This is a genomic window from Streptomyces sp. NPDC005303, from assembly GCF_040607335.1.
GTDB lineage: Bacteria > Actinomycetota > Actinomycetes > Streptomycetales > Streptomycetaceae > Streptomyces.
The window spans coordinates 1-18,057 of the sequence record NZ_JBEXGM010000045.1 but is presented as its reverse complement, the minus strand read 5'-3'; the positions used below and the strand labels follow the sequence as shown (position 1 = coordinate 18,057).

The 18,057-nt window shown below is 71.3% G+C and carries 17 protein-coding genes and 1 pseudogene; 10 read left to right on the top strand and 8 right to left on the bottom strand.

All coding sequences use genetic code 11. The annotated features are described in order from the left end of the window. Nucleotides 1-14 precede the first annotated feature (14 nt). Nucleotides 15-695, bottom strand: coding sequence for a hypothetical protein (locus ABZT93_RS36815; protein ID WP_356112875.1), 681 nt, complete (start codon nucleotides 693-695; stop codon nucleotides 15-17). Nucleotides 696-927: 232 nt separating this feature from the next. Between ABZT93_RS36815 and aroH the strand changes: the two genes are divergently transcribed. From aroH to der, 5 genes are all read left to right on the top strand, one after another. Beyond that, the gene (aroH, locus tag ABZT93_RS36810) at nucleotides 928-1,290 is read left to right on the top strand and encodes a chorismate mutase (RefSeq protein WP_356112873.1); all 363 of its coding nucleotides are present in this window, start codon (nucleotides 928-930) and stop codon (nucleotides 1,288-1,290) included. Beyond that, nucleotides 1,287-2,372 (top strand): prephenate dehydrogenase, encoded by a 1,086-nt coding sequence (locus ABZT93_RS36805; RefSeq protein WP_356112871.1) that lies wholly within the window; start codon nucleotides 1,287-1,289, stop codon nucleotides 2,370-2,372. The genes aroH and ABZT93_RS36805 overlap by 4 nt, the downstream gene beginning before the upstream one ends. A 144-nt stretch (nucleotides 2,373-2,516) precedes the next feature. Beyond that, nucleotides 2,517-3,203 (top strand): (d)CMP kinase, encoded by a 687-nt coding sequence (gene cmk, locus ABZT93_RS36800; protein WP_356112870.1) that lies wholly within the window; start codon nucleotides 2,517-2,519, stop codon nucleotides 3,201-3,203. Between the two features lie 53 nt (nucleotides 3,204-3,256). Next, complete coding sequence (locus ABZT93_RS36795; protein WP_356112921.1) at nucleotides 3,257-3,844, top strand: lysophospholipid acyltransferase family protein; 588 nt, start codon at nucleotides 3,257-3,259, stop codon at nucleotides 3,842-3,844. A gap of 79 nt (nucleotides 3,845-3,923) precedes the next feature. Then, nucleotides 3,924-5,405: a ribosome biogenesis GTPase Der gene (gene der, locus ABZT93_RS36790; protein WP_356112868.1), complete on the top strand. Its 1,482-nt coding sequence runs from the start codon at nucleotides 3,924-3,926 to the stop codon at nucleotides 5,403-5,405. A 48-nt stretch (nucleotides 5,406-5,453) separates the two neighbouring features. Here der and ABZT93_RS36785 read toward each other — a convergent pair whose 3' ends face one another. Both ABZT93_RS36785 and ABZT93_RS36780 read right to left on the bottom strand, forming a co-directional pair. Next, complete coding sequence (locus ABZT93_RS36785; RefSeq protein ID WP_356112866.1) at nucleotides 5,454-5,777, bottom strand: hypothetical protein; 324 nt, start codon at nucleotides 5,775-5,777, stop codon at nucleotides 5,454-5,456. A gap of 61 nt (nucleotides 5,778-5,838) precedes the next feature. Beyond that, entirely contained in the window at nucleotides 5,839-6,621 is a 783-nt protein-coding gene (locus ABZT93_RS36780; protein ID WP_356112864.1) for a hypothetical protein, read from the bottom strand. A gap of 504 nt (nucleotides 6,622-7,125) precedes the next feature. Between ABZT93_RS36780 and ABZT93_RS36775 the strand changes: the two genes are divergently transcribed. Then, entirely contained in the window at nucleotides 7,126-7,770 is a 645-nt protein-coding gene (locus tag ABZT93_RS36775; RefSeq protein WP_356112862.1) for a transglycosylase family protein, read from the top strand. A gap of 81 nt (nucleotides 7,771-7,851) precedes the next feature. Here the strand turns inward: ABZT93_RS36775 and ABZT93_RS36770 are convergent, their stop codons facing one another. The 3 genes from ABZT93_RS36770 to ABZT93_RS36760 are packed head-to-tail and all read right to left on the bottom strand — an operon-like array spanning nucleotide 7,852 to nucleotide 11,662. Continuing rightward, the gene (locus tag ABZT93_RS36770) at nucleotides 7,852-8,511 is read right to left on the bottom strand and encodes an ATP-binding cassette domain-containing protein (RefSeq protein WP_356112859.1); all 660 of its coding nucleotides are present in this window, start codon (nucleotides 8,509-8,511) and stop codon (nucleotides 7,852-7,854) included. Next, a complete protein-coding gene (locus ABZT93_RS36765; protein ID WP_356112858.1) occupies nucleotides 8,508-11,174 on the bottom strand; it encodes an ATP-binding cassette domain-containing protein in 2,667 nt (888 codons plus the stop codon). Before ABZT93_RS36765 ends, ABZT93_RS36770 begins: the two co-directional genes overlap by 4 nt. Next, nucleotides 11,174-11,662, bottom strand: coding sequence for a hypothetical protein (locus ABZT93_RS36760; protein WP_356112856.1), 489 nt, complete (start codon nucleotides 11,660-11,662; stop codon nucleotides 11,174-11,176). Before ABZT93_RS36760 ends, ABZT93_RS36765 begins: the two co-directional genes overlap by 1 nt. Before the next feature lie 111 nt (nucleotides 11,663-11,773). On the opposite strand from ABZT93_RS36760, the gene ABZT93_RS36755 reads away from it, so the two are divergent. Further along, nucleotides 11,774-12,334: a hypothetical protein gene (locus ABZT93_RS36755; protein WP_356112854.1), complete on the top strand. Its 561-nt coding sequence runs from the start codon at nucleotides 11,774-11,776 to the stop codon at nucleotides 12,332-12,334. Next, complete coding sequence (locus ABZT93_RS36750) at nucleotides 12,303-13,601, top strand: ABC transporter substrate-binding protein (RefSeq protein WP_356112852.1); 1,299 nt, start codon at nucleotides 12,303-12,305, stop codon at nucleotides 13,599-13,601. Before ABZT93_RS36755 ends, ABZT93_RS36750 begins: the two co-directional genes overlap by 32 nt. A gap of 11 nt (nucleotides 13,602-13,612) precedes the next feature. Here ABZT93_RS36750 and ABZT93_RS36745 read toward each other — a convergent pair whose 3' ends face one another. Beyond that, nucleotides 13,613-14,746 carry an epoxide hydrolase family protein gene (locus ABZT93_RS36745; RefSeq protein WP_356112850.1) on the bottom strand — a complete coding sequence of 378 codons (1,134 nt, stop codon included), beginning with the start codon at nucleotides 14,744-14,746 and terminating at the stop codon, nucleotides 13,613-13,615. A gap of 62 nt (nucleotides 14,747-14,808) precedes the next feature. On the opposite strand from ABZT93_RS36745, the gene ABZT93_RS36740 reads away from it, so the two are divergent. Further along, on the top strand, nucleotides 14,809-15,861 hold the full coding sequence (locus ABZT93_RS36740) for a YafY family protein (RefSeq protein ID WP_356112849.1): 1,053 nt from the start codon (nucleotides 14,809-14,811) through the stop codon (nucleotides 15,859-15,861). Here ABZT93_RS36740 and ctaD read toward each other — a convergent pair. Beyond that, a pseudogene (ctaD, locus tag ABZT93_RS36735) lies at nucleotides 15,758-17,431 on the bottom strand (cytochrome c oxidase subunit I); the annotation flags it as partial. The gene ABZT93_RS36740 and the pseudogene ctaD overlap by 104 nt on opposite strands. Before the next feature lie 367 nt (nucleotides 17,432-17,798). On the opposite strand from ctaD, the gene ABZT93_RS36730 reads away from it, so the two are divergent. Beyond that, on the top strand, nucleotides 17,799-18,014 hold the full coding sequence (locus ABZT93_RS36730; RefSeq protein ID WP_356112847.1) for an I78 family peptidase inhibitor: 216 nt from the start codon (nucleotides 17,799-17,801) through the stop codon (nucleotides 18,012-18,014). Nucleotides 18,015-18,057 lie beyond the last annotated feature (43 nt).

Below are 18,057 nucleotides of genomic sequence, written 5' to 3'. Positions count from 1 at the left end.
TCCCTCGGGCGAGGTCAGGGGGTTACCGGACGGGCCGTGAGCTGCTGTCCGTCGACCGTCACCGCACCGGTCTCCGGGTCGATCTCTGGTGCCGGGGAGGGCTTGCCGTCGCGCGTGAGGATGCCGACCTGCTCGCCGTCCGGCAGGACGATCCAGCCGCCCTCGATCTTCGCGCCGGCCACCGTGCTGTTCGCCCGGTAGAGCCCGGACGACTTCTTCGTCCTGCCGATGGTGAAGGCGTAGCTCCCACTGCCGACGTGGGCGGTGCCGCGGATCTCCTTCGTCCCCTTCGCCTTGCCGTCCAGGCTCGCGCCGCCCTTTCCGGTGAGCCGCAGGCTGCCGTCCTCCTTCACGTCGCCCTGCAGCCACGACTCGATGTTGTGGCCGTCGCAGACGTACGCGATCGCCTTGTCGTCGCGCACCGTGATCGCGACCGCGGAGGAGTCGTCGTCGGTACGGCCCGTGTAGACGCCCTTGGGCACGGAGGTCCGGGCCGGGGACGGGCTGGGCGGCGCAGACGTCGATGCCGGTGCGGTGCTCGGTGATGCCTTGGTGCTGGGTGACGGCTTCACGGACGCCGACGGCTTCTCGTACGACGACGTGGACTTCTCACCCGTGGTGGCGTTGAGCGAGAGCATGAACAGGCCGAGCAGCAATCCCGCGAGCAATGTCAGCAACGGGCCGGAACGCTTCATGAAAGGGGCCTCCCCCGAGGCGAGTGTCCTGCCATCAGAGCGGACCCGGGGTCCCGAGTCCAGAGGCGCACGGGTGTGTTTTCACCCCAAGTAGCGGAACTGCGACGTTCGGGTGACATTGACACGGTCCGGGAAGCCATCTCAGGGGGCGGGCGCCGCGCACCCGCCCCGTACGGGCTGACTAGGCTGGTTGTACCAAGAGCCGGGTTGAACACCAGCAAGGAGCAATGTCGTGGCGGTACGAGCGGTCCGGGGCGCCGTCCAACTCGAACGGGACGAGGCCGGCCACATGGACGAGCGGGTCGGCGCTCTGCTCACCGCCATCATGGAGCGGAACGAACTGACCGCGGACGACCTGATCAGCGTCTGGTTCACGGCCACGCCCGACCTGCACAGCGACTTCCCGGCGGCCGCGGCCCGCAAGCTCGGCATCGTCGACGTACCGCTGATCTGCGCGCAGGAACTCGACATCGAGGGCGCCATGCCCCGGGTCGTCCGCGTCCTCGCGCACATCGAGTCCGACCGGCCCCGCGCCGACATCGCGCACGTCTACCTCGGCGCCGCGGCCGCCCTGCGCAAGGACATCGCCCAGTGAGGACCGCACTCGTCATCGGGACCGGGCTGATCGGGACGTCCGCCGCGCTGGCGCTCGCCGGGCGCGGGGTCACCGTCCACCTCACCGACCACGACCCCGAGCAGGCCCGCACGGCCGCCGCGCTCGGCGCGGGCACGGACGAGGCGCCCGAGGGGCCCGTGGACCTCGCGATCGTCGCCGCGCCGCCCGCGCACGTGGCCGGGGTGCTCGCCGACGCCATGCGGCGCGGCGTCGCTCGCGGTTACATCGACGTGGCCAGCGTCAAGGGCGGGCCGCGACGGGAACTGGAAGGGCTCGGACTCGACCTCTCCTCGTACATCGGTACGCATCCCATGTCCGGCCGGGAGAAGTCCGGGCCGCTGGCCGCCTCCGGGGACCTCTTCGAGGGGCGGCCCTGGGTGCTGACCCCGACCCGGGACACGGACACCGAGGTGCTGAACCTCGCGCTGGAACTGGTCTCGCACTGCCGCGCGGTGCCGGTGGTCATGGACGCCGACGCCCACGACCGTGCTGTGGCGCTCGTCTCACACATGCCCCACCTGGTGTCCAGCATGGTCGCCGCGCGCCTGGAGCATGCCGAGGAGGCCGCCGTACGGCTGTGTGGCCAGGGGATCCGGGACGTGACCCGGATCGCCGCCTCCGACCCCGGGATGTGGATCGACATCCTCTCCGCGAACCCGGGGCCGGTCGCCGATCTGCTCACCGATGTCGCCGGGGACCTGGAGGAGACCGTGCGGGCGCTGCGGGCGCTCCAGTCCGCCGACGAGTCCAAGCGGGGCGAGGGCGCGACCGGGATCGAGGACATGCTGCGGCGGGGGAACGCCGGACAGGTGCGGGTGCCCGGCAAGCACGGGTCCGCGCCCCGGGTGTACGAGGTCGTGGCCGTGCTCATCGACGACCAGCCCGGACAGCTCGCCCGGATCTTCGCGGACGCGGGGCGGGCCGGGGTCAATATCGAGGACGTTCGGATCGAGCATGCGACCGGGCAGCAGGCCGGTCTGGTGCAGCTGATGGTGGAGCCGTCGGCGGCGCCCGTGCTGGCGGCGTCGCTGCGGGAGCGGGGCTGGGCCATTCGGCAGTAGGGGCCCCGGTCGGGACCCCGGCCCGGCCCGGACCGGCGTCGGGACGACGGCGTCCGGACGGGTGACGCGCACCCAGTAACCTTGTGCGGGGCACAGTCGCGCCCCCACACCACCCGCCAGACCGCACCCGAAAGGTGTCCCCCCGTGGAAAACGGCGCCGCCCAGCCCGTGATTGTCGCCATCGACGGCCCCTCCGGCACGGGCAAGTCGAGCACCTCGAAGGCTGTCGCCGCGCAACTGGGGCTGAGCTACCTGGACACCGGGGCCCAGTACCGGGCGATCACCTGGTGGATGGTGACCAACGGGATCGACATAGACGACCCCTCCGCGATCGCCGCCGTGGCGGGGAAGGCGGAGATCGTCTCCGGCACCGACCCGGAGAACCCGACGATCACGGTGGAGGGGACCGATGTGGCCGGTCCGATCCGGAGCCAGGAGGTCACCTCCAAGGTCAGCGCCGTGAGCGCGGTGCCCGAGGTACGGGCCCGGATCACCGAGCTCCAGCGGTCGATCGCGGCCTCCGCCGAGAAGGGGATCGTCGTCGAGGGCCGCGACATCGGTACGACCGTGCTGCCCGACGCCGACCTCAAGGTTTTTCTCACCGCCTCGCCGGAGGCCCGGGCCGCCCGCCGCAGCGGAGAGCTGAAGAGCGCCGACGTCCAGGCCACCCGCGAGGCCCTGGTCAAGCGGGACGCGGCCGACTCCAGCCGGAAGACCTCGCCGCTCGCCAAGGCGGACGACGCGGTCGAGGTGGACACCACCGAGCTCACCCTCGCGCAGGTCATCGAGTGCGTCGTCACCCTCGTCGAGGAGAAGCGGGCCGGGAAGTGAGCGTTCCGTCGGAGAAGGGCGCCGAGGTCGGGCGGCGGATCGGCGTCGGGCTGATGTACGGGCTGTGGAGGCCGCGGGTGCTCGGCGCCTGGCGGATGCCCGCGACCGGGCCCGCGATCCTCGCCGTCAACCACTCGCACAACATCGACGGTCCGATGGTCATGGGCGTGTCACCCCGGCCGACGCACTTCCTGATCAAGAAGGAGGCGTTCATCGGACCGCTGGACCCCTTCCTGACCGCGATCGGGCAGGTCAAGGTGGACCGCTCGGGCGCCGACCGCGGGGCGATCACCCGGGCGCTCGACGTCCTCAAGGCCGGCGGGGTCCTCGGTATCTTCCCGGAGGGCACCCGGGGCGAGGGCGACTTCGCCTCCCTGCGGGCCGGTCTCGCCTACTTCGCGGTCCGCAGCGGTGCGCCTGTCGTGCCGGTCGCGGTGCTGGGAAGCTCCGAGACGCCGGGACGGTTGATAAAGGGGCTGCCTCCGCTGCGCAGCCGCGTCGACGTCGTCTTCGGCGACCCCTTCGAGGCGGGCGACGGCAGCGGACGGCGTACCCGCAAGGCGCTCGACGAGGCGACCGAGCGCATCCAGAAGCAGCTCAGCACCCACCTGGAAAACGCCAGGCGCCTGACCGGGCGCTAGGCGACACTGAGTAGTGGATCAATCCGGCGAAAGGGCCGGAGGGTCCACCGACCACCACGATGAACGAGGTACGGACTTCATGAACGACCACATCCACTCCGAGGGCTCGGGCGAGGAGCACGACCACGGGGCGCTTGGCGATGCCGAGTACGCGGAGTTCATGGAGCTCGCCGCGGAAGAGGGCTTCGATCTCGAGGACGTCGAGGGTGCCATCGAGGCGGCCGGTCACGGTCCGCTGCCGGTGCTCGCCGTCGTCGGCCGCCCGAATGTCGGCAAGTCGACTCTGGTGAACCGCATCATCGGTCGCCGTGAGGCCGTCGTGGAGGACAAGCCCGGCGTCACCCGCGACCGCGTCACCTACGAGGCCGAGTGGGCGGGCCGCCGCTTCAAGGTCGTCGACACCGGCGGCTGGGAGCAGGACGTCCTCGGCATCGACGCCTCCGTGGCCGCGCAGGCCGAGTACGCGATCGAGGCCGCCGACGCCGTCGTGTTCGTCGTGGACGCCAAGGTGGGCGCCACCGACACCGACGAGGCGGTCGTACGACTGCTGCGCAAGGCCGGTAAGCCCGTGGTGCTGGCCGCCAACAAGGTCGACGGCCTGAGCGGCGAGTCCGACGCGGCGTACCTGTGGTCCCTGGGCCTCGGCGAGCCGCACCCCGTCTCCGCGCTCCACGGCCGGGGCACCGGCGACATGCTGGACGCCGTCCTGGAGGCGCTGCCGGAGGCGCCCGAGCAGACCTTCGGCGGTACCGGGATCGGCGGCCCGCGACGCATCGCGCTGATCGGCCGCCCGAACGTCGGAAAGTCCTCGCTGCTGAACAAGGTGGCCGGCGAGGAGCGGGTCGTCGTCAACGAGATGGCCGGCACCACCCGTGACCCGGTCGACGAGCTGATCGAACTCGGGGGTGTCACCTGGAAGTTCGTCGACACCGCCGGCATCCGCAAGCGGGTCCACCTCCAGCAGGGCGCCGACTACTACGCCTCGCTGCGCACCGCCGCCGCCGTCGAGAAGGCCGAGGTGGCGGTCATCCTGATCGACGGCTCCGAGTCCATCTCGGTCCAGGACCAGCGAATCGTCACCATGGCCGTCGACGCGGGCCGCGCGATCGTCCTCGCCTACAACAAGTGGGACACCCTCGACGAGGAGCGCCGCTACTACCTGGAGCGGGAGATCGAGACCGAGCTCGGCCAGGTCGCCTGGGCGCCGCGCGTCAACGTCTCCGCGCGTACCGGCCGTCACATGGAGAAGCTGGTTCCCGCGATCGAGGCGGCTCTGGCGGGCTGGGAGACGCGCGTCCCGACGGGCCGCCTGAACGCCTTCCTCGGCGAGCTGGTCGCCGCTCACCCGCACCCGGTCAGGGGCGGCAAGCAGCCGCGCATCCTCTTCGGCACCCAGGCGGGCACCAAGCCGCCGCGGTTCGTGCTCTTCGCCTCCGGGTTCATCGAGGCGGGCTACCGGCGCTTCATCGAGCGCCGGCTGCGCGAGGAGTTCGGCTTCGAGGGCACCCCGATCCACATCTCGGTGCGGGTGCGCGAGAAGCGCGGCGCGAAGAAGAAGTGACGTAGACATGAGGAAGGGCGGCCCCAGCGGGCCGCCCTTCCTCATGTGTCAGTTCCCTCTGCGCGGTCCGGGTGGCAGCGCCGCCGGGACGTGGTGCATCCCGGTGTGCTGCTGCCCGATGTGTCCCACCCGCTGCCACTGCGACTGCTGGCGGGCGCTGAACGCCCCCGCGCTGTAGGCGTTGTACGAGCTGCTGAACGAGCCCGAGACGTGCGGGACGTTCCCGAACGCGGTGAAGCCCAGCTCCTCCTCGCCGCTGCGGTCACCCGGCGGCGAACGGAAGGTCTTGACGTACTCGGAGTAGAGCGCGTCGTAGATCGGCGTGGCCGATGGTCCGCCGGAAAACCGGCGCGGAGCGTCGTATGGGTGCACGTATGTCCAAACGACACCGAGACCTCGGGGATGCGGTTCGGCGTGATCCTTCAGCCGGTGCTCACGTCCCCGCGAGCGGCATCGCGGCCGCGACGAGCTTGCCGTTCGCCGCCGCCTTGTCGAGTGCGTCGCGCAGCAGGTCCTCGCGAGGCTGCCGTCCGATGGAGCCCACCGGCGCGGCGAACATCAGCACCTGCTGGTGCTTGTTGGCGGCGGCCCGCCAGCTCTCCGTCACCTGCAGCGGCTGGTGCGCCTGCCACCAGGCCACCGGCTGCCCGCCGTTCGGCGACGGCTGGAGCACGGCGTGCAGCTGGCCCACCGCCAGCAGCACCGACCATCCGTGGAGCACCGACGGCACCGACTCGATCGCAGTCAGCGGCATGAACCCCTGCTCGATCAGCAGCGGCAGGAAGTCGTCGCCGCCTCCCGTCGCGCCCGGCCGTGCGATCGGCCCGGTCGGCTCCACGACCAGCGCCGGGTGCAGCTCCCCGGCGATCAGGAGGAGTCCGCTGGTCACCCCGAGCACCGCCTGCTCGGGTACGACCTTGGCCGGGTCCAGGTCGACGGAGTCGCCGGTGATGGACTTCACCGCGCCCTGGAGCTGTTCCTCGGTGACCTGGACGACCTGGGAGGGCAGGCAGGTGGCGTGGGCGAAGGCCAGGACGGCGGTCTCGTCGCCGATGAACAGGACGGTGCTGGTGCGCTCCTGTTCGGAGTCGCCCTGGGTGCGACAGGACGTGCAGTCGTAGCTGCCGGGGGCGTTCTCTCCGGCGAGCAGCCGGTCGGCTTCTTCGTCGCCGATCTCAGCGCGTACCTCGTCGCTGACGTCGAGCATGCGCGGCACGGGTGGCTCCCTCGGGATGTGGTGCCCGGGTGGGTCCCGGGCTCATGAAGAAGACAACGGGTGACTGTGGCGGGAGTCACGCCCTTGGGCGAACGGAATCGAACCGACCGCCGCGCAGGGTCACCTCGGGTACGGAATCGGGCACTCAGTGTCAAGTGGATGGATAACAAAGGAAGTTGGTTGCGTGAAGTGGGTCACAGATCGACAGAGGGGCTGGTCGACAAATCAGGAAATCAACGAATGAAGTGGGTGACCGGAAAACGCCGCTACCCGCGGTAATGGCGAACTGGCCTGGAATGACAACGAGTTGGTTGCTGACGCCTCCACAGGCTCTCTACATTCCTCCGCCGTGTGCAGCGAGCACCGCTCGGGAACGTCCGCCGACGCACGAAGCCAGCACCTCGCACCACCTTCCGGCGGACGGGGCGGAGCGCGACCACCCGGCCCCTGTGCCGGGAGCGTGTTCCGCCTTGGGGGACCCCGAGTCGTTCGAGAGGGAATCACATGTCCGAATGTGCCGATACCACCCGCGACAACGCTCGTAGGACCCGAACCACCGCGGCCCTCGCCGGGGCCGCCCTGCTCGCCCCGCTCGGGCTGCTGGCCGCGGCCGGCAACTCGGTGGCGGCGGACACCGGGGTGTGGGACCGCATCGCCCGGTGCGAGAGCGGCGGGAACTGGCACATCAACACCGGAAACGGCTACTACGGAGGACTCCAGTTCTCCGCCGGAACCTGGCGCGCGTACGGCGGTACGGCCTTCGCGCCCACCGCCGACCAGGCCACCAGGTCCCAGCAGATCGCCGTCGCCACCAAGGTCCAGAGCGCCCAGGGATGGGGCGCCTGGCCGACCTGCTCGGCACGCGCGGGGGCGTACGGCAGCGCGCCGGCGGCCTCCGCCGGCTCGGCGGGGGCCTCGTCCGGGACCAAGGCCGCTCCGTCCAAGCCGACGAAGACGCCGACCCGTTCGGAGAACCACACCGACCGCAGCGCCTCCCGCGGCGACTACACCGTCCGCCCGGGTGACACGCTGAGCAAGGTGGCCGCCCGGCACGGGACCACCTGGCAGAAGCTCTACGCCGCCAACGAGGCCGTCATCGGCGCCGACCCCGACATGATCGTGCCCGGGCAGCGCCTCGACATCCGATAGCTCCCCCTGCCACGGGCACGGGGCCCCGTCCGGTCTCCCGACCGGGCGGGCCCCGGTCGTGTGGACGACGCATACGGGCCGTCAGGCCCGCCCCGGCCGCAGCTCCGCCGCCTCCCCGCTGAACACGACCGCGCCGCGCCGCAGTTCGTACACGATCGCCGTCCGGCCGTGCAGCGTGGGCGGCAGCCGTTGCTCGGCCACGACCACGCATGCGTCCAGGGTGGCGAGGAGTTCGTACGTGCGGGCCGCGACCGCGGGGGACATGCCTTGCGCGGGTTCGTCGACGAGGACCACGCGCGCGCGTGCCAGCAGGGCACGGGAGAGGGCGAGCATGCGCTGCTCGCCGCCGGAGAGGGTGCCGGCACGGCGGGGGAGCAGGGTGGCCAGTTGCGGGTAGGCGTCCAGGGCCAGGCCGTGGTCGGGGGCGGCGAGTTCGAGGTTCTCGCGGACGGTGAGGGAACCGAACACCGCTCGGCGCTCGGGGACCAGACACAGACCGCGCCGGGCCCGCTCGTACGCCGGCACGCGGGTCACGTCGATGCCGTCCCACACCACACCGCCGTCGGTGAGCGGCACCGTTCCGGCCAGGGCGCGCAGTGCCGTCGTACGGCCGGAGCCGTTGCGGCCCAGCAGGACGGTGAGACCGGGGCCCGGGGCGGTGAGGGTGATGCCGTGCAGGGCCTCCAGGGGGCCGTAGCGCACGCGTGCGTGCCGTAGCGAGATGGCCGTGACGGCTGTCATACGGCGGTCTCCCGGGCGTCGAGTGCGTCCAGCACGTGGGCCGGGGGGCCGGAGGCGATGATGCGGCCGGCGGTCATGACGTGCACGACGTCCGCGAGGTCGGCGACCAGGTCGAGGTCGTGCTCGATCACGAGGAGGGCGGTGCCGTCCGCCGCGAGCGCCCTGAGGACACGGGCCAGCGCCGTCACCTCGGCCGTGTCCAGGCCGGCGGCGGGTTCGTCCAGGAGCAGGACGCCCGGGTTACCGGCGAGTGCTCTGGCGAGTTCCACCCGGCGGAGGGTGCCGGTGGGGAGGTCGGCGGCGGGGGCATCGCGGAGGGGGCCGTTCAGATCGAACAGTCTCAGTGCGCGGTCCGTCGCCGTCGGGTCCGGGAGGTGGCCTTGTTCCGCGCCCACCTGGACGTTCTCGGCGACCGTCAAGGTCGGGAAGACGGCGAGTCGCTGGAAGGTGCGGGCGATGCCGAGGCGGGTGCGGGCGTGAGGGGAGAGGTGGGTGATGTCGCGGTCGCCGTAGCGGACTTGGCCCCGGGAGGGGCGGACTGTGCCTGCCAGACAGTGGAACAGGGTGGATTTGCCGGCTCCGTTGGGGCCGATGAGCGCGGTGATTCTTCCGGGCGGGACGGTCAGGTCCACTCCGGCGAGGGCGGTGAAGCCGTCGTAGCGGGCGTGCAGGTCGTGGGTGGCAAGGACTGCCCGGCTCTGGGCCGGGTTCGTGTTCCCACCCGCACCGCCCGCACCACTTGCGTGGTCGGGTGCGCTGTCGTTCGCGGGTGCGGGCGTGGACGCGGGTGTTGATGAGAGGGCGCCGAGGGATGGGCGCAGGCGTTGTTTCACCTCGGCTCCCAGCGGGGTGAGGGCCGCCGGCCTGGTCGGCCGCAGTCGCCCCGCCACCACCCGGACCGCCTCGTACGGCCCTCCGGGAAAGCGGCCCACCAGCACCGCCAGCACCCCGATCAGCGCTGCTGCCACCCCTCCCCGCGCTCCCGCGTCCAGACCGACCAGCAGGGCTGCCGCTCCCAGGGCGCCGAGGGTGCTGTCGCCGCCCAGGACGACCACCGCGGCGAACCAGAGCAGGCCGCGGACGGGGTCGTAGGCGGTCGGGTCGAAGGCGCGCAGGCCCATGCCGAGCATTCCGCCGCCCAGCGCGGCCAGGGCGGCGCCCGCGACGAACGCGAGGAGTTTCAGGGCGGGGACCCGGACGCCCGCCGCCGAGGCCCCCGACTCGTGGTCACGCAGCGCGGCCAGGGCCCGGCCCGTGCGGCCTCTGCGCAGCGCGATGGTCGCCATCAGGGCGAGCGCGAGCAGGGCCAGCTCAAGGACGTAGTACGCGCGGTCGCCGTCGAAGCCCTCGGGCCGGTCCAGGGTCAGGCCCGAGGTGGCGTACGGCTGGGCGAAGACGAAACGGCTCACGCCGACGCCGACCGCGAAGGTCGCCAGTGCCGGCGCCAGGCCCTGGCGGGTGATCGCGGGCCAGCCGGTGAGGAGACCCAGGGGCGCCACCAGGACCACCGCCAGCGCCAGCGCGGCCAGTTCCGGCAGGCGGGGGAGGCCCGGGAAGCGGCCCGCCGCCAGCAGGGCCGTGAAAAGGGCCCCCAGGCCCGCGTAGGCCGCTTGGCCCAGGGAGATCTGGCCGCCCCTGCCCGTCACGACCACCAGGGAGAGCAGGACCACGCCCAGCGCCGGCACCTGGACCGAGGTGTGCAGGTCGGAGCCCGCGAAGCCCAGAGGGAGCAGGAACAGCACCACCGCGACGATCCATGCGCCCGGCGGCGTGGGCACGCGCGCGGTGGCCGTGCGCGGGAGTACGTCCCGGGTGCCGATACGGGGGAGCGCCAGGGCCGTGACGAGGAGGGCCACGACGAACAGGTTCGCCCCCACCGCCTGGAGCAGCGGCTCGCCCCAGCCGGACGGGTGCAGTCTCGTCAGCTGACTCTGGGCCACTCCGATCGTCAGCGCCGTCAGCACCGCCACCGGCAGGCTCCGCATCCGCGCGGCCACCGCGACCGCCACCACCTCCATGACGAGCAGCGGCAGCCCGTACGGGTCCAGGCGGACGTAGGGGGCGAGCAGAACGCCCGTCAGGCCCGCCGTGAACGCCCCGAACGCCCAGCCGGCCGCCGCTACCCGGTCGGCGTCGATCCCCCCGAGCACGGCCAGCTCACGGTCGTCCACGACGGCCCGCAGCTCCCGTCCGAAGCGTGTCCAGCGGATCACCGCGCCCACGCCGACCGCCAGGACCAGGACGACCGCCAGCTGCCCCCACGGGTCCGCGGGCACCAGCTCCGGAGCGTCGTCCCGGGCGCCCTGGCCCCACAGCAGCGCGGCCCCGCCCACCAGCAGTACGAAGACGCCGATGGAGGCCACCAGGGTCTGGGCCGGATCGCCGCCCAGGACGGACAGGGGCCGGAAGACGAAACGCTCCAGCACCACACCCAGGGCCGGTGCCAGGACCAGCAGGGTCACCACCGCACCGGCCCACAGCGGCCAGCCCCACTCCACCACGCAACTCCGCAGCACGTACGCGCACACCATCGCGATCGCCCCGTGCGCGAAGTTCAGCACGCCGGTCGCGCGGTACGTCACGATCAGGCCGACTCCAGTGAGCGCGGCCGCGCTGCCGACCGACAACCCGGCGAGGGTGAGGTCGTAGGTCAGCGACGACATCAGTCGGTTTCCTCGACGGGCTCGCAGATCGGGCAGGGGCCCAGCTCGCCGCTCGCCAGGAGCTTGGCGTCCACCGGGACCGACTCCGGCTTTCCGGCCACCAGCGGGCAGTCCGCGCGGTGCCAGAGCGTGCCGCCGGGCACCATCAGCAGGTCACCGCTGACCGCCAGGGGCGCGTCGGCCGCGGTGCCGGACGACTCCCCGGAATCCTCGGCCCCGGCGGGCTCCGCGGTGACCAGGAGGCCGTACAGCTCCTCCACGCGCGCGGCGGCGAGCGCGCCCCGGCCGTGGGTGAGGAGCAGCGCCCCGGCGACGATCAGCGCGGCGCCGGGCACCGTGCAGGAGGCGAGGTAGGGCAGCTGCCGCTCGGCGTACCGCTCGCCCGAGACGCCGTACCAGCCGAGGACGCACAGCACCGCGCCCGCGGCGAGCGCGGCCCAGCCGGCCCACAGGACGGGGTGCACGGTCCGCAGTCGGGCTGTCCGCATCTCTGGCTCCCACATGTCGTGTGCCTGTCCATGTAAGCCAATCGCTTGCACTATGCCTTCTGGAAGCTGACCCTGAAAGCACCGGGCGCACGTGGCCCGGACCGACACCCGGTGGTGAGCCAGATGGTTCTCGGGAGCGACCGCACGTGGGGGAACGGCAGCCGGGGGCTGGTGGCGGTGGGGTTCGCCCTCGCCATGGCCCTCACGGCGTGCAGCGACGACAGCGGCGGCGGCAGCGAGAGCCCGCCGCCGACGCCTTCCGTGGAGCGGACCACGCCCTCCGCGACGCCGTCGCCGAGCGGACCGGCCGACGCGGCGGCCGCCCGGCGGGAGATCAAGGCGAACTGGGAGAAGTTCTTCGACCCGAAGACCTCCACCAAGGACAAGCAGGCCGTCCTGGAGGGCGGCGACGAGATGGGTCCGGTGCTCCAGGCCTTCAGCGGTGACCAGCGGGGCGGACAGGTGCAGGCCACGGTCACCAAGGTCGTGTTCAAAAAGCCGACCGCGGCCGACGTGACGTACACCCTGATGCTGAACGGCGCCACCGCCCTGCCGGACGCCTCGGGTACGGCCGTCGAGGAGGACGGCACCTGGAAGGTGTCGGTCAACACGCTGTGCGCGCTGGTCCAGTTGAGCGGCAATGCCACGGCGTCGGCTCTTCCGGGCTGCTGAGGCCGCCCTCGCGGTCCTGCTGCTCGCGTCGGCCACGGCGTGCGGCAGCAGGCTGCCGGAGAGCGACTTCGAGCACCGGGAGCGGACGACCCCCGCCCGGGACGACACCCCGATCCGCGTCGGCATCGTCACCAGCGCCACCAGCCCGGTCGGCGGCAGCGCCTTCACCGGCCCGCGGGACGGGGCCAAGGCGTACTTCGAGCGGCTCAACGGGCGCGGGGGTGTCGGCGGCCGCCGGATCGAGGTGCGCGAGTGCGACGACGGCGGCAGCGGGGTCGGGGACAACACCTGTGTGCACCGGCTGATCGACGAGGACAAGGTGGTCGCCCTGGTCGCGACGACCGCCCTCGACTACGCGGCAGCCTCCCGCGTCTCCCACGCGCGCGTGCCCGACATCGGAGGCCAGCCCATCGGCGCCGCCTACGACACCTGGCCGCACCTCTACGGCATCTACGGCAGCCTCGCGCCCCGGAACGGCACGACCGGCTGGGGCGGGAAGCAGTACGGCGGCACCGAGGTCTATCGCTACTTCAAGCGCGAGCACGGGGCCCGCACGGCCGCCGTCGTCTCCTACAACCAGGCCGCCTCCGCCGCCTACGCCCGGCTCGTCGAGCAGGGGCTCAAGGCCGAGGGCTACCAGGTCGTCACCGAGCAGGTCGACTTCGCGCTGCCCAACTTCCGCGCCGTGGCGGCCGACCTGAAGGAGCAGGGCGCCGACCTGGTCTTCGACGCCGTCGACAGCCATGGCAACGCCCAGCTGTGCGAGGCGATGGACGCGGCCGGCGTCGAGGTCACCGCCAAGGTCACCAACGTGCAGAACTGGACGTCCACCGTCCAGGACGACTACAAGGACGCCCCGCGCTGCCGCAACGCCCTGTGGGCCACCGGATCCAGCCGGAATTTCGAGGACACCGGCATCGCGGCCGTACGGGAGTTCAGGGACGCCACGAAGGACCTCGAGACGCACTCCCAGTGGCAGCTGGAGGGCTGGGCGGCCGCGATGTGGTTCACGGACGCCGCGAAGTCCTGCGCAAAGGCGCAAGCAGGCATCACGCGCGCGTGCGTCGACGCCTACATGAACCGCAGCCAGGACTACACGGCGAACGGTCTGCTCCTTCCCGTCCGGTTCGAGCGCCTGGCCGAGCCGCCGGAGTCCCGCAGAACCTGCCTCTCGGTGGCCCGCTGGCAGGACGGCCACGGCTGGGTCTCCCAGGGCGACATGAACCGCACGTGCTTCGACGTCCCGCAACTGCCGTATCGGCAGTGAGCCTCCGCCCGTCACCGCAGTGAGGCGAAGAACTCCCTCACGTCACCGGCCAGCAGTTCGGGTGCCTCCAGCGCCGCGAAGTGGCCGCCGCGGTCGAACTCCGTCCAGCGGACGACGGTGTTGGCCTGCTCGGCCCAGCGGCGGATCGCCACGTCCTCGCCGAAGTTGGCCACCGCGGTCGGCACCCCGGAGGTCCGCGTGGGGAACCAGTCCGGCACATGGCTGTTCTCGTAGTACATGCGGGCCGCGGAACCGGCCGTGCCGGTCAGCCAGTACAGCATCACGTTCGTCAGCAGGGTGTCCCGGTCGATCGCGTCCTCCGGCAGCGTTGCCGAGGAGTGCGTCCACGCCTGGAACTTCTCCATGATCCATGCCAGTTGGCCGACCGGAGAGTCGGTGAGGCCGTAGGAGAGGGTCTGAGGGCGGGTCGACTGGAGGGCGTTGTAGCCGAAGCCGTCGGTGGTGAAGTCGGCGATGCTCGCGAGACTCTTCAGCTCGCGGTCGGTCAGTCCCTCCCGGGCCTCCTCGTCCACCGGGCCGAGCGGGATGAAGCCGACCGAGGCGGCGTTCACATGGACGCCGACGACGGACTCGGGGGCGATCCGGGCGAGCGCGGGGGAGATCAGCGCGCCCATGTCGCCGCCCTGGGCGCCGTAGCGCTCGTAGCCGAGCCTGCGCATCAGCTCCGCCCATGCGCGGGCGACCCGGTTGACGTTCCAGCCCTTCTCGCGGGTGGGGCCGGAGAAGCCGAAGCCGGGGATCGACGGGATCACCAGGTGGAAGTCCTCGCTGAGCGAGCCGATCACCCCGAGGAACTCCACGACCGAGCCCGGCCAGCCATGGGTCAGGATCAGCGGGAGCGCGTCCGGGCGGGCGGAGCGGATGTGCAGGAAGTGCACCTGGGCGCCGTCGATCTCGGTGACGAACTGCGGGAGTTCGTTCAGGGCGGCCTCGTGCTTGCGCCAGTCGTAGGCGCCCCGCCAGTACGCGGCGAGATCGCGCAGATACGGCAGTGAGGCGCCGTACTCCCAGCCGGCGTTCGGGAGTTCGTCCGGCCAGCGGGTGAGGTCGAGGCGGGTGTGCAGGTCGTCGAGCTGCGCCTGCGGGACGTCGATCCGGAAGCTGTGCACGCTGTTGTCTGCCATGAGTCCAAGGTAGGAAGACTTGCGGACAGCTACTGTCCGCAATGGCTGGCAGACTCGACCCCATGTTGGAGACCTCGGCACGACTCCTGCGCCTGCTCTCGCTCCTGCAGGCCCATCGCGAATGGTCGGGCGCCGACCTCGCCGACCGCCTCGGTGTCACCGCGCGCACCGTGCGCCGGGACGTGGACCGGCTGCGCGAGCTGGGCTACCCCGTCAATGCCAGCCCCGGCACCGGCGGCGGCTATCAGCTGGGCGCGGGCGCCGAGCTGCCCCCGCTGCTCCTGGACGACGACGAGGCCGTGGCGGTCGCCGTCGGCCTGCGCACGGCCGCGGGACAGGGCATCGAGGGCATCGGCGAGACCTCGGTGCGGGCCCTCGCCAAGCTGGAGCAGGTCCTGCCGAGCCGGCTGCGCCGCCGGGTGGGCGCCCTCAACGCCTTCACCGTGCCCATGCTGCGCGGCCCGCAACCGGACGCCGTCGACCCCGGCGTCCTCACCGAGCTCGCCAACCTCTGCCGGGACGCCGAGCGCCTGCGCTTCGAGTACAGCGACCACGGTGGCGCCGCCAGCCGCCGTACCGTCGAACCGCACCGCCTGGTGTGCAGCGAGCGGCGCTGGTACCTGGTCGCCTGGGACCTGGATCGCGACGACTGGCGGACCTTCCGCGTCGATCGGATCACCCCGAAGCCGCCGCACGGCCCCCGGTTCGCGCCGCGCACCCCGCCCGCCGAGGACCTCGCCGCCTATGTCTCGCGAGGCGTGTCCACGCGCGCGTACGCCTCGCAGGCGGTGGTGCGCCTGCTGGTTTCCAAGGAGCGGGCCGCCGAGCGGATCTCACCCAGTGCGGGGGTGCTGGAGGCCGAGGGACCGGACAGCTGCATCCTGCGTACCGGGGCGTCGAGCCTGGAGGTGATGGTGATCCACGTGATGATGACGGGCTTCGACTTCGAGGTGCTGGAGCCTGCCGAGCTGACCGAGGCGATCAGGACGGCTCATGACCGCCTCGCTCGCTCGCTTGCTCGCTCTTCGGCTCGGGCTGCGGAGCCAGCGCCGCGTACTCCGGATGGTGCAGGTCGAACGCCGGGGACTCGGAGCGGATCCGGGGCAGGGTCGTGAAGTTGTGCCGCGGCGGCGGGCAGGAGGTCGCCCACTCCAGGGAGCGGCCGAAGCCCCAGGGGTCGTCCGTCTCCACCTTCACGCCGTACTTGGCGGTCTTCCAGACGTTGTAGAGGAACGGCAGCGTCGAGGCGCCGAGCAGGAACGCGCCGATCGTCGAGACGGTGTTCAGGGCCGTGAAGCCGTCGGCCGCGAGGTAGTCGGCGTAACGGCGGGGCATGCCCTCGGCCCCCAGCCAGTGCTGCACCAGGAACGTGGTGTGGAAGCCGACGAACAGCGTCCAGAACTGGATCTTGCCGAGCCGCTCGTCGAGCATCTTCCCGGTGAACTTCGGCCACCAGAAGTACAGCCCGCCGAAGATCGCGAAGACCACCGTGCCGAACACGACGTAGTGGAAGTGCGCCACCACGAAGTAGGTGTCCGAGACGTGGAAGTCCAGCGGCGGCGACGCCAGGATCACCCCGGTCAGGCCGCCGAACAGGAAGGTCACAAGGAAGCCGCACGCCCACAGCATCGGCGTCTCGAAGGACAGCGAGCCCTTGATCATGGTGCCGATCCAGTTGAAGAACTTCACGCCCGTCGGGACGGCGATGAGGAACGTCATGAACGAGAAGAACGGCAGCAGCACCGCGCCGGTGACGAACATGTGGTGCGCCCACACCACGATCGACAGACCGGTGATCGCCATGGTCGCCGCGACCAGCGTCAGATAGCCGAAGAGCGGCTTGCGGCTGAAGACCGGCAGGATCTCCGTGATGATCCCGAAGAACGGCAGCGCGATGATGTACACCTCGGGATGCCCGAAGAACCAGAACAGGTGCTGCCACAGCAGCGCCCCGCCGTTGCCCGCCTCGAAGACCTGGGAGCCGAAGCGCCGGTCCGCCTCCAGGACCAGCAGCGCGGCCGCCAGCACCGGGAACGCCATCAGGATCAGGATCGACGTGAACAGCGTGTTCCAGGTGAAGATCGGCATCCGGAACATGGTCATGCCGGGGGCGCGCATCCCGATGATCGTGGTGATGAAGTTGACCGCGCCGAGGATCGTGCCGAAGCCGGCCAGCGCCAGGCCCATGATCCACAGGTCGGGGCCGACGCCGGGGGAGTGCGCGGAGTTGTTGAGCGGTGCGTAGGCGAACCAGCCGAAGGCGGCCGGTCCGGACGGCACGAACAGCGACCCCAGCACGATCAGGCCGCCGAACAGGAAGAACCAGTACGACAGCATGTTCAGCCGCGGGAAGGCCACGTCCGGGGCGCCGATCTGCAGCGGCATCAGCTCGTTGGCGAAGCCCGCGAAGCTCGGGGTCGCGAACAGCAGCAGCATGATCGTGCCGTGCATCGTGAACAACTGGTTGAACTGCTGGTTGTCCATGATCTGCAGCCCCGGCCGGGCCAGTTCCGCGCGCATCAGCAGGGCCATGACCCCGCCGATCAGGAAGAACGCGAACGACGTGATCAGATAGAGGTGACCGATCTTCTTGTGGTCGGTGGTGGTCAGCCAGTCCACGATCAGCCGCCCGTGCCGCTTGGTCCGCACGGGTCGTGCCGTCGCCTGCGCGGTCTGCGTCCCCATTGCTCGCCCCTTCGCTCGGCTCACGCCATGATGCTCGCGTCGTCGTGCGCGGCGACAGGGGGCGTAAGGGGATTCTGTGCTGGAACCGTGTATTTCCTACGTGGTGTCAGCTGCCTGGCCGTGTCCGATTCGCCGCCGGGCAAAGGGGCACGAGTCAGTTCTCGGACAAGCCTTCTCATGGGTCATTCGGAGAAGCCGTACGACACACGGGAATTACGTTCGAATACGCGCTGAAGGGCTAGGGAAACGCCCGTTCGTGTGACGGAGCGCGAGGGAAACGGGTGGCGGGTCGCTGTGGCAGAAGTGTGACAGGAGGCGTGCGGGATCCGGACTTCCACGGCCGTCGGGCAGGGCCTAGCGTGGCGGTATGGCACCCATTCCGACACCGCCCGCCGAACCCCAGGACAGCCCGGACACCTATGTCGGACTCGACTCCGACGCCGCCGAGCGGCTCGCGCGTGAGCGGGGCTGGTCGACGGTCCGATCGCTGCCGCCGGGGGCGATCATCACGATGGAGTACCGCGCCGGCCGGCTGAACTTCGAGGTGAAGGACGGCCGCGTGGCGCGGGCCTGGAAGGGCTGAACCGCATGACGTGGGCCCCGGCTCCCTTGGAGGGAGCCGGGGC

Coding starts and splice junctions, on each gene's coding strand:
- ABZT93_RS36815 (WP_356112875.1), bottom strand. CDS start 695: ATGAAGCGTTCCGGCCCGTTGCTGACATTGCTCGCGGGATTGCTGCTC.
- ABZT93_RS36795 (WP_356112921.1), top strand. CDS start 3,257: ATGTACGGGCTGTGGAGGCCGCGGGTGCTCGGCGCCTGGCGGATGCCC.
- der (WP_356112868.1), top strand. CDS start 3,924: ATGAACGACCACATCCACTCCGAGGGCTCGGGCGAGGAGCACGACCAC.
- ABZT93_RS36775 (WP_356112862.1), top strand. CDS start 7,126: ATGTCCGAATGTGCCGATACCACCCGCGACAACGCTCGTAGGACCCGA.
- ABZT93_RS36770 (WP_356112859.1), bottom strand. CDS start 8,511: ATGACAGCCGTCACGGCCATCTCGCTACGGCACGCACGCGTGCGCTAC.
- ABZT93_RS36765 (WP_356112858.1), bottom strand. CDS start 11,174: ATGTCGTCGCTGACCTACGACCTCACCCTCGCCGGGTTGTCGGTCGGC.
- ABZT93_RS36760 (WP_356112856.1), bottom strand. CDS start 11,662: ATGCGGACAGCCCGACTGCGGACCGTGCACCCCGTCCTGTGGGCCGGC.
- ABZT93_RS36750 (WP_356112852.1), top strand. CDS start 12,303: ATGCCACGGCGTCGGCTCTTCCGGGCTGCTGAGGCCGCCCTCGCGGTC.
- ABZT93_RS36745 (WP_356112850.1), bottom strand. CDS start 14,746: ATGGCAGACAACAGCGTGCACAGCTTCCGGATCGACGTCCCGCAGGCG.
- ABZT93_RS36740 (WP_356112849.1), top strand. CDS start 14,809: ATGTTGGAGACCTCGGCACGACTCCTGCGCCTGCTCTCGCTCCTGCAG.
- ABZT93_RS36730 (WP_356112847.1), top strand. CDS start 17,799: ATGGCACCCATTCCGACACCGCCCGCCGAACCCCAGGACAGCCCGGAC.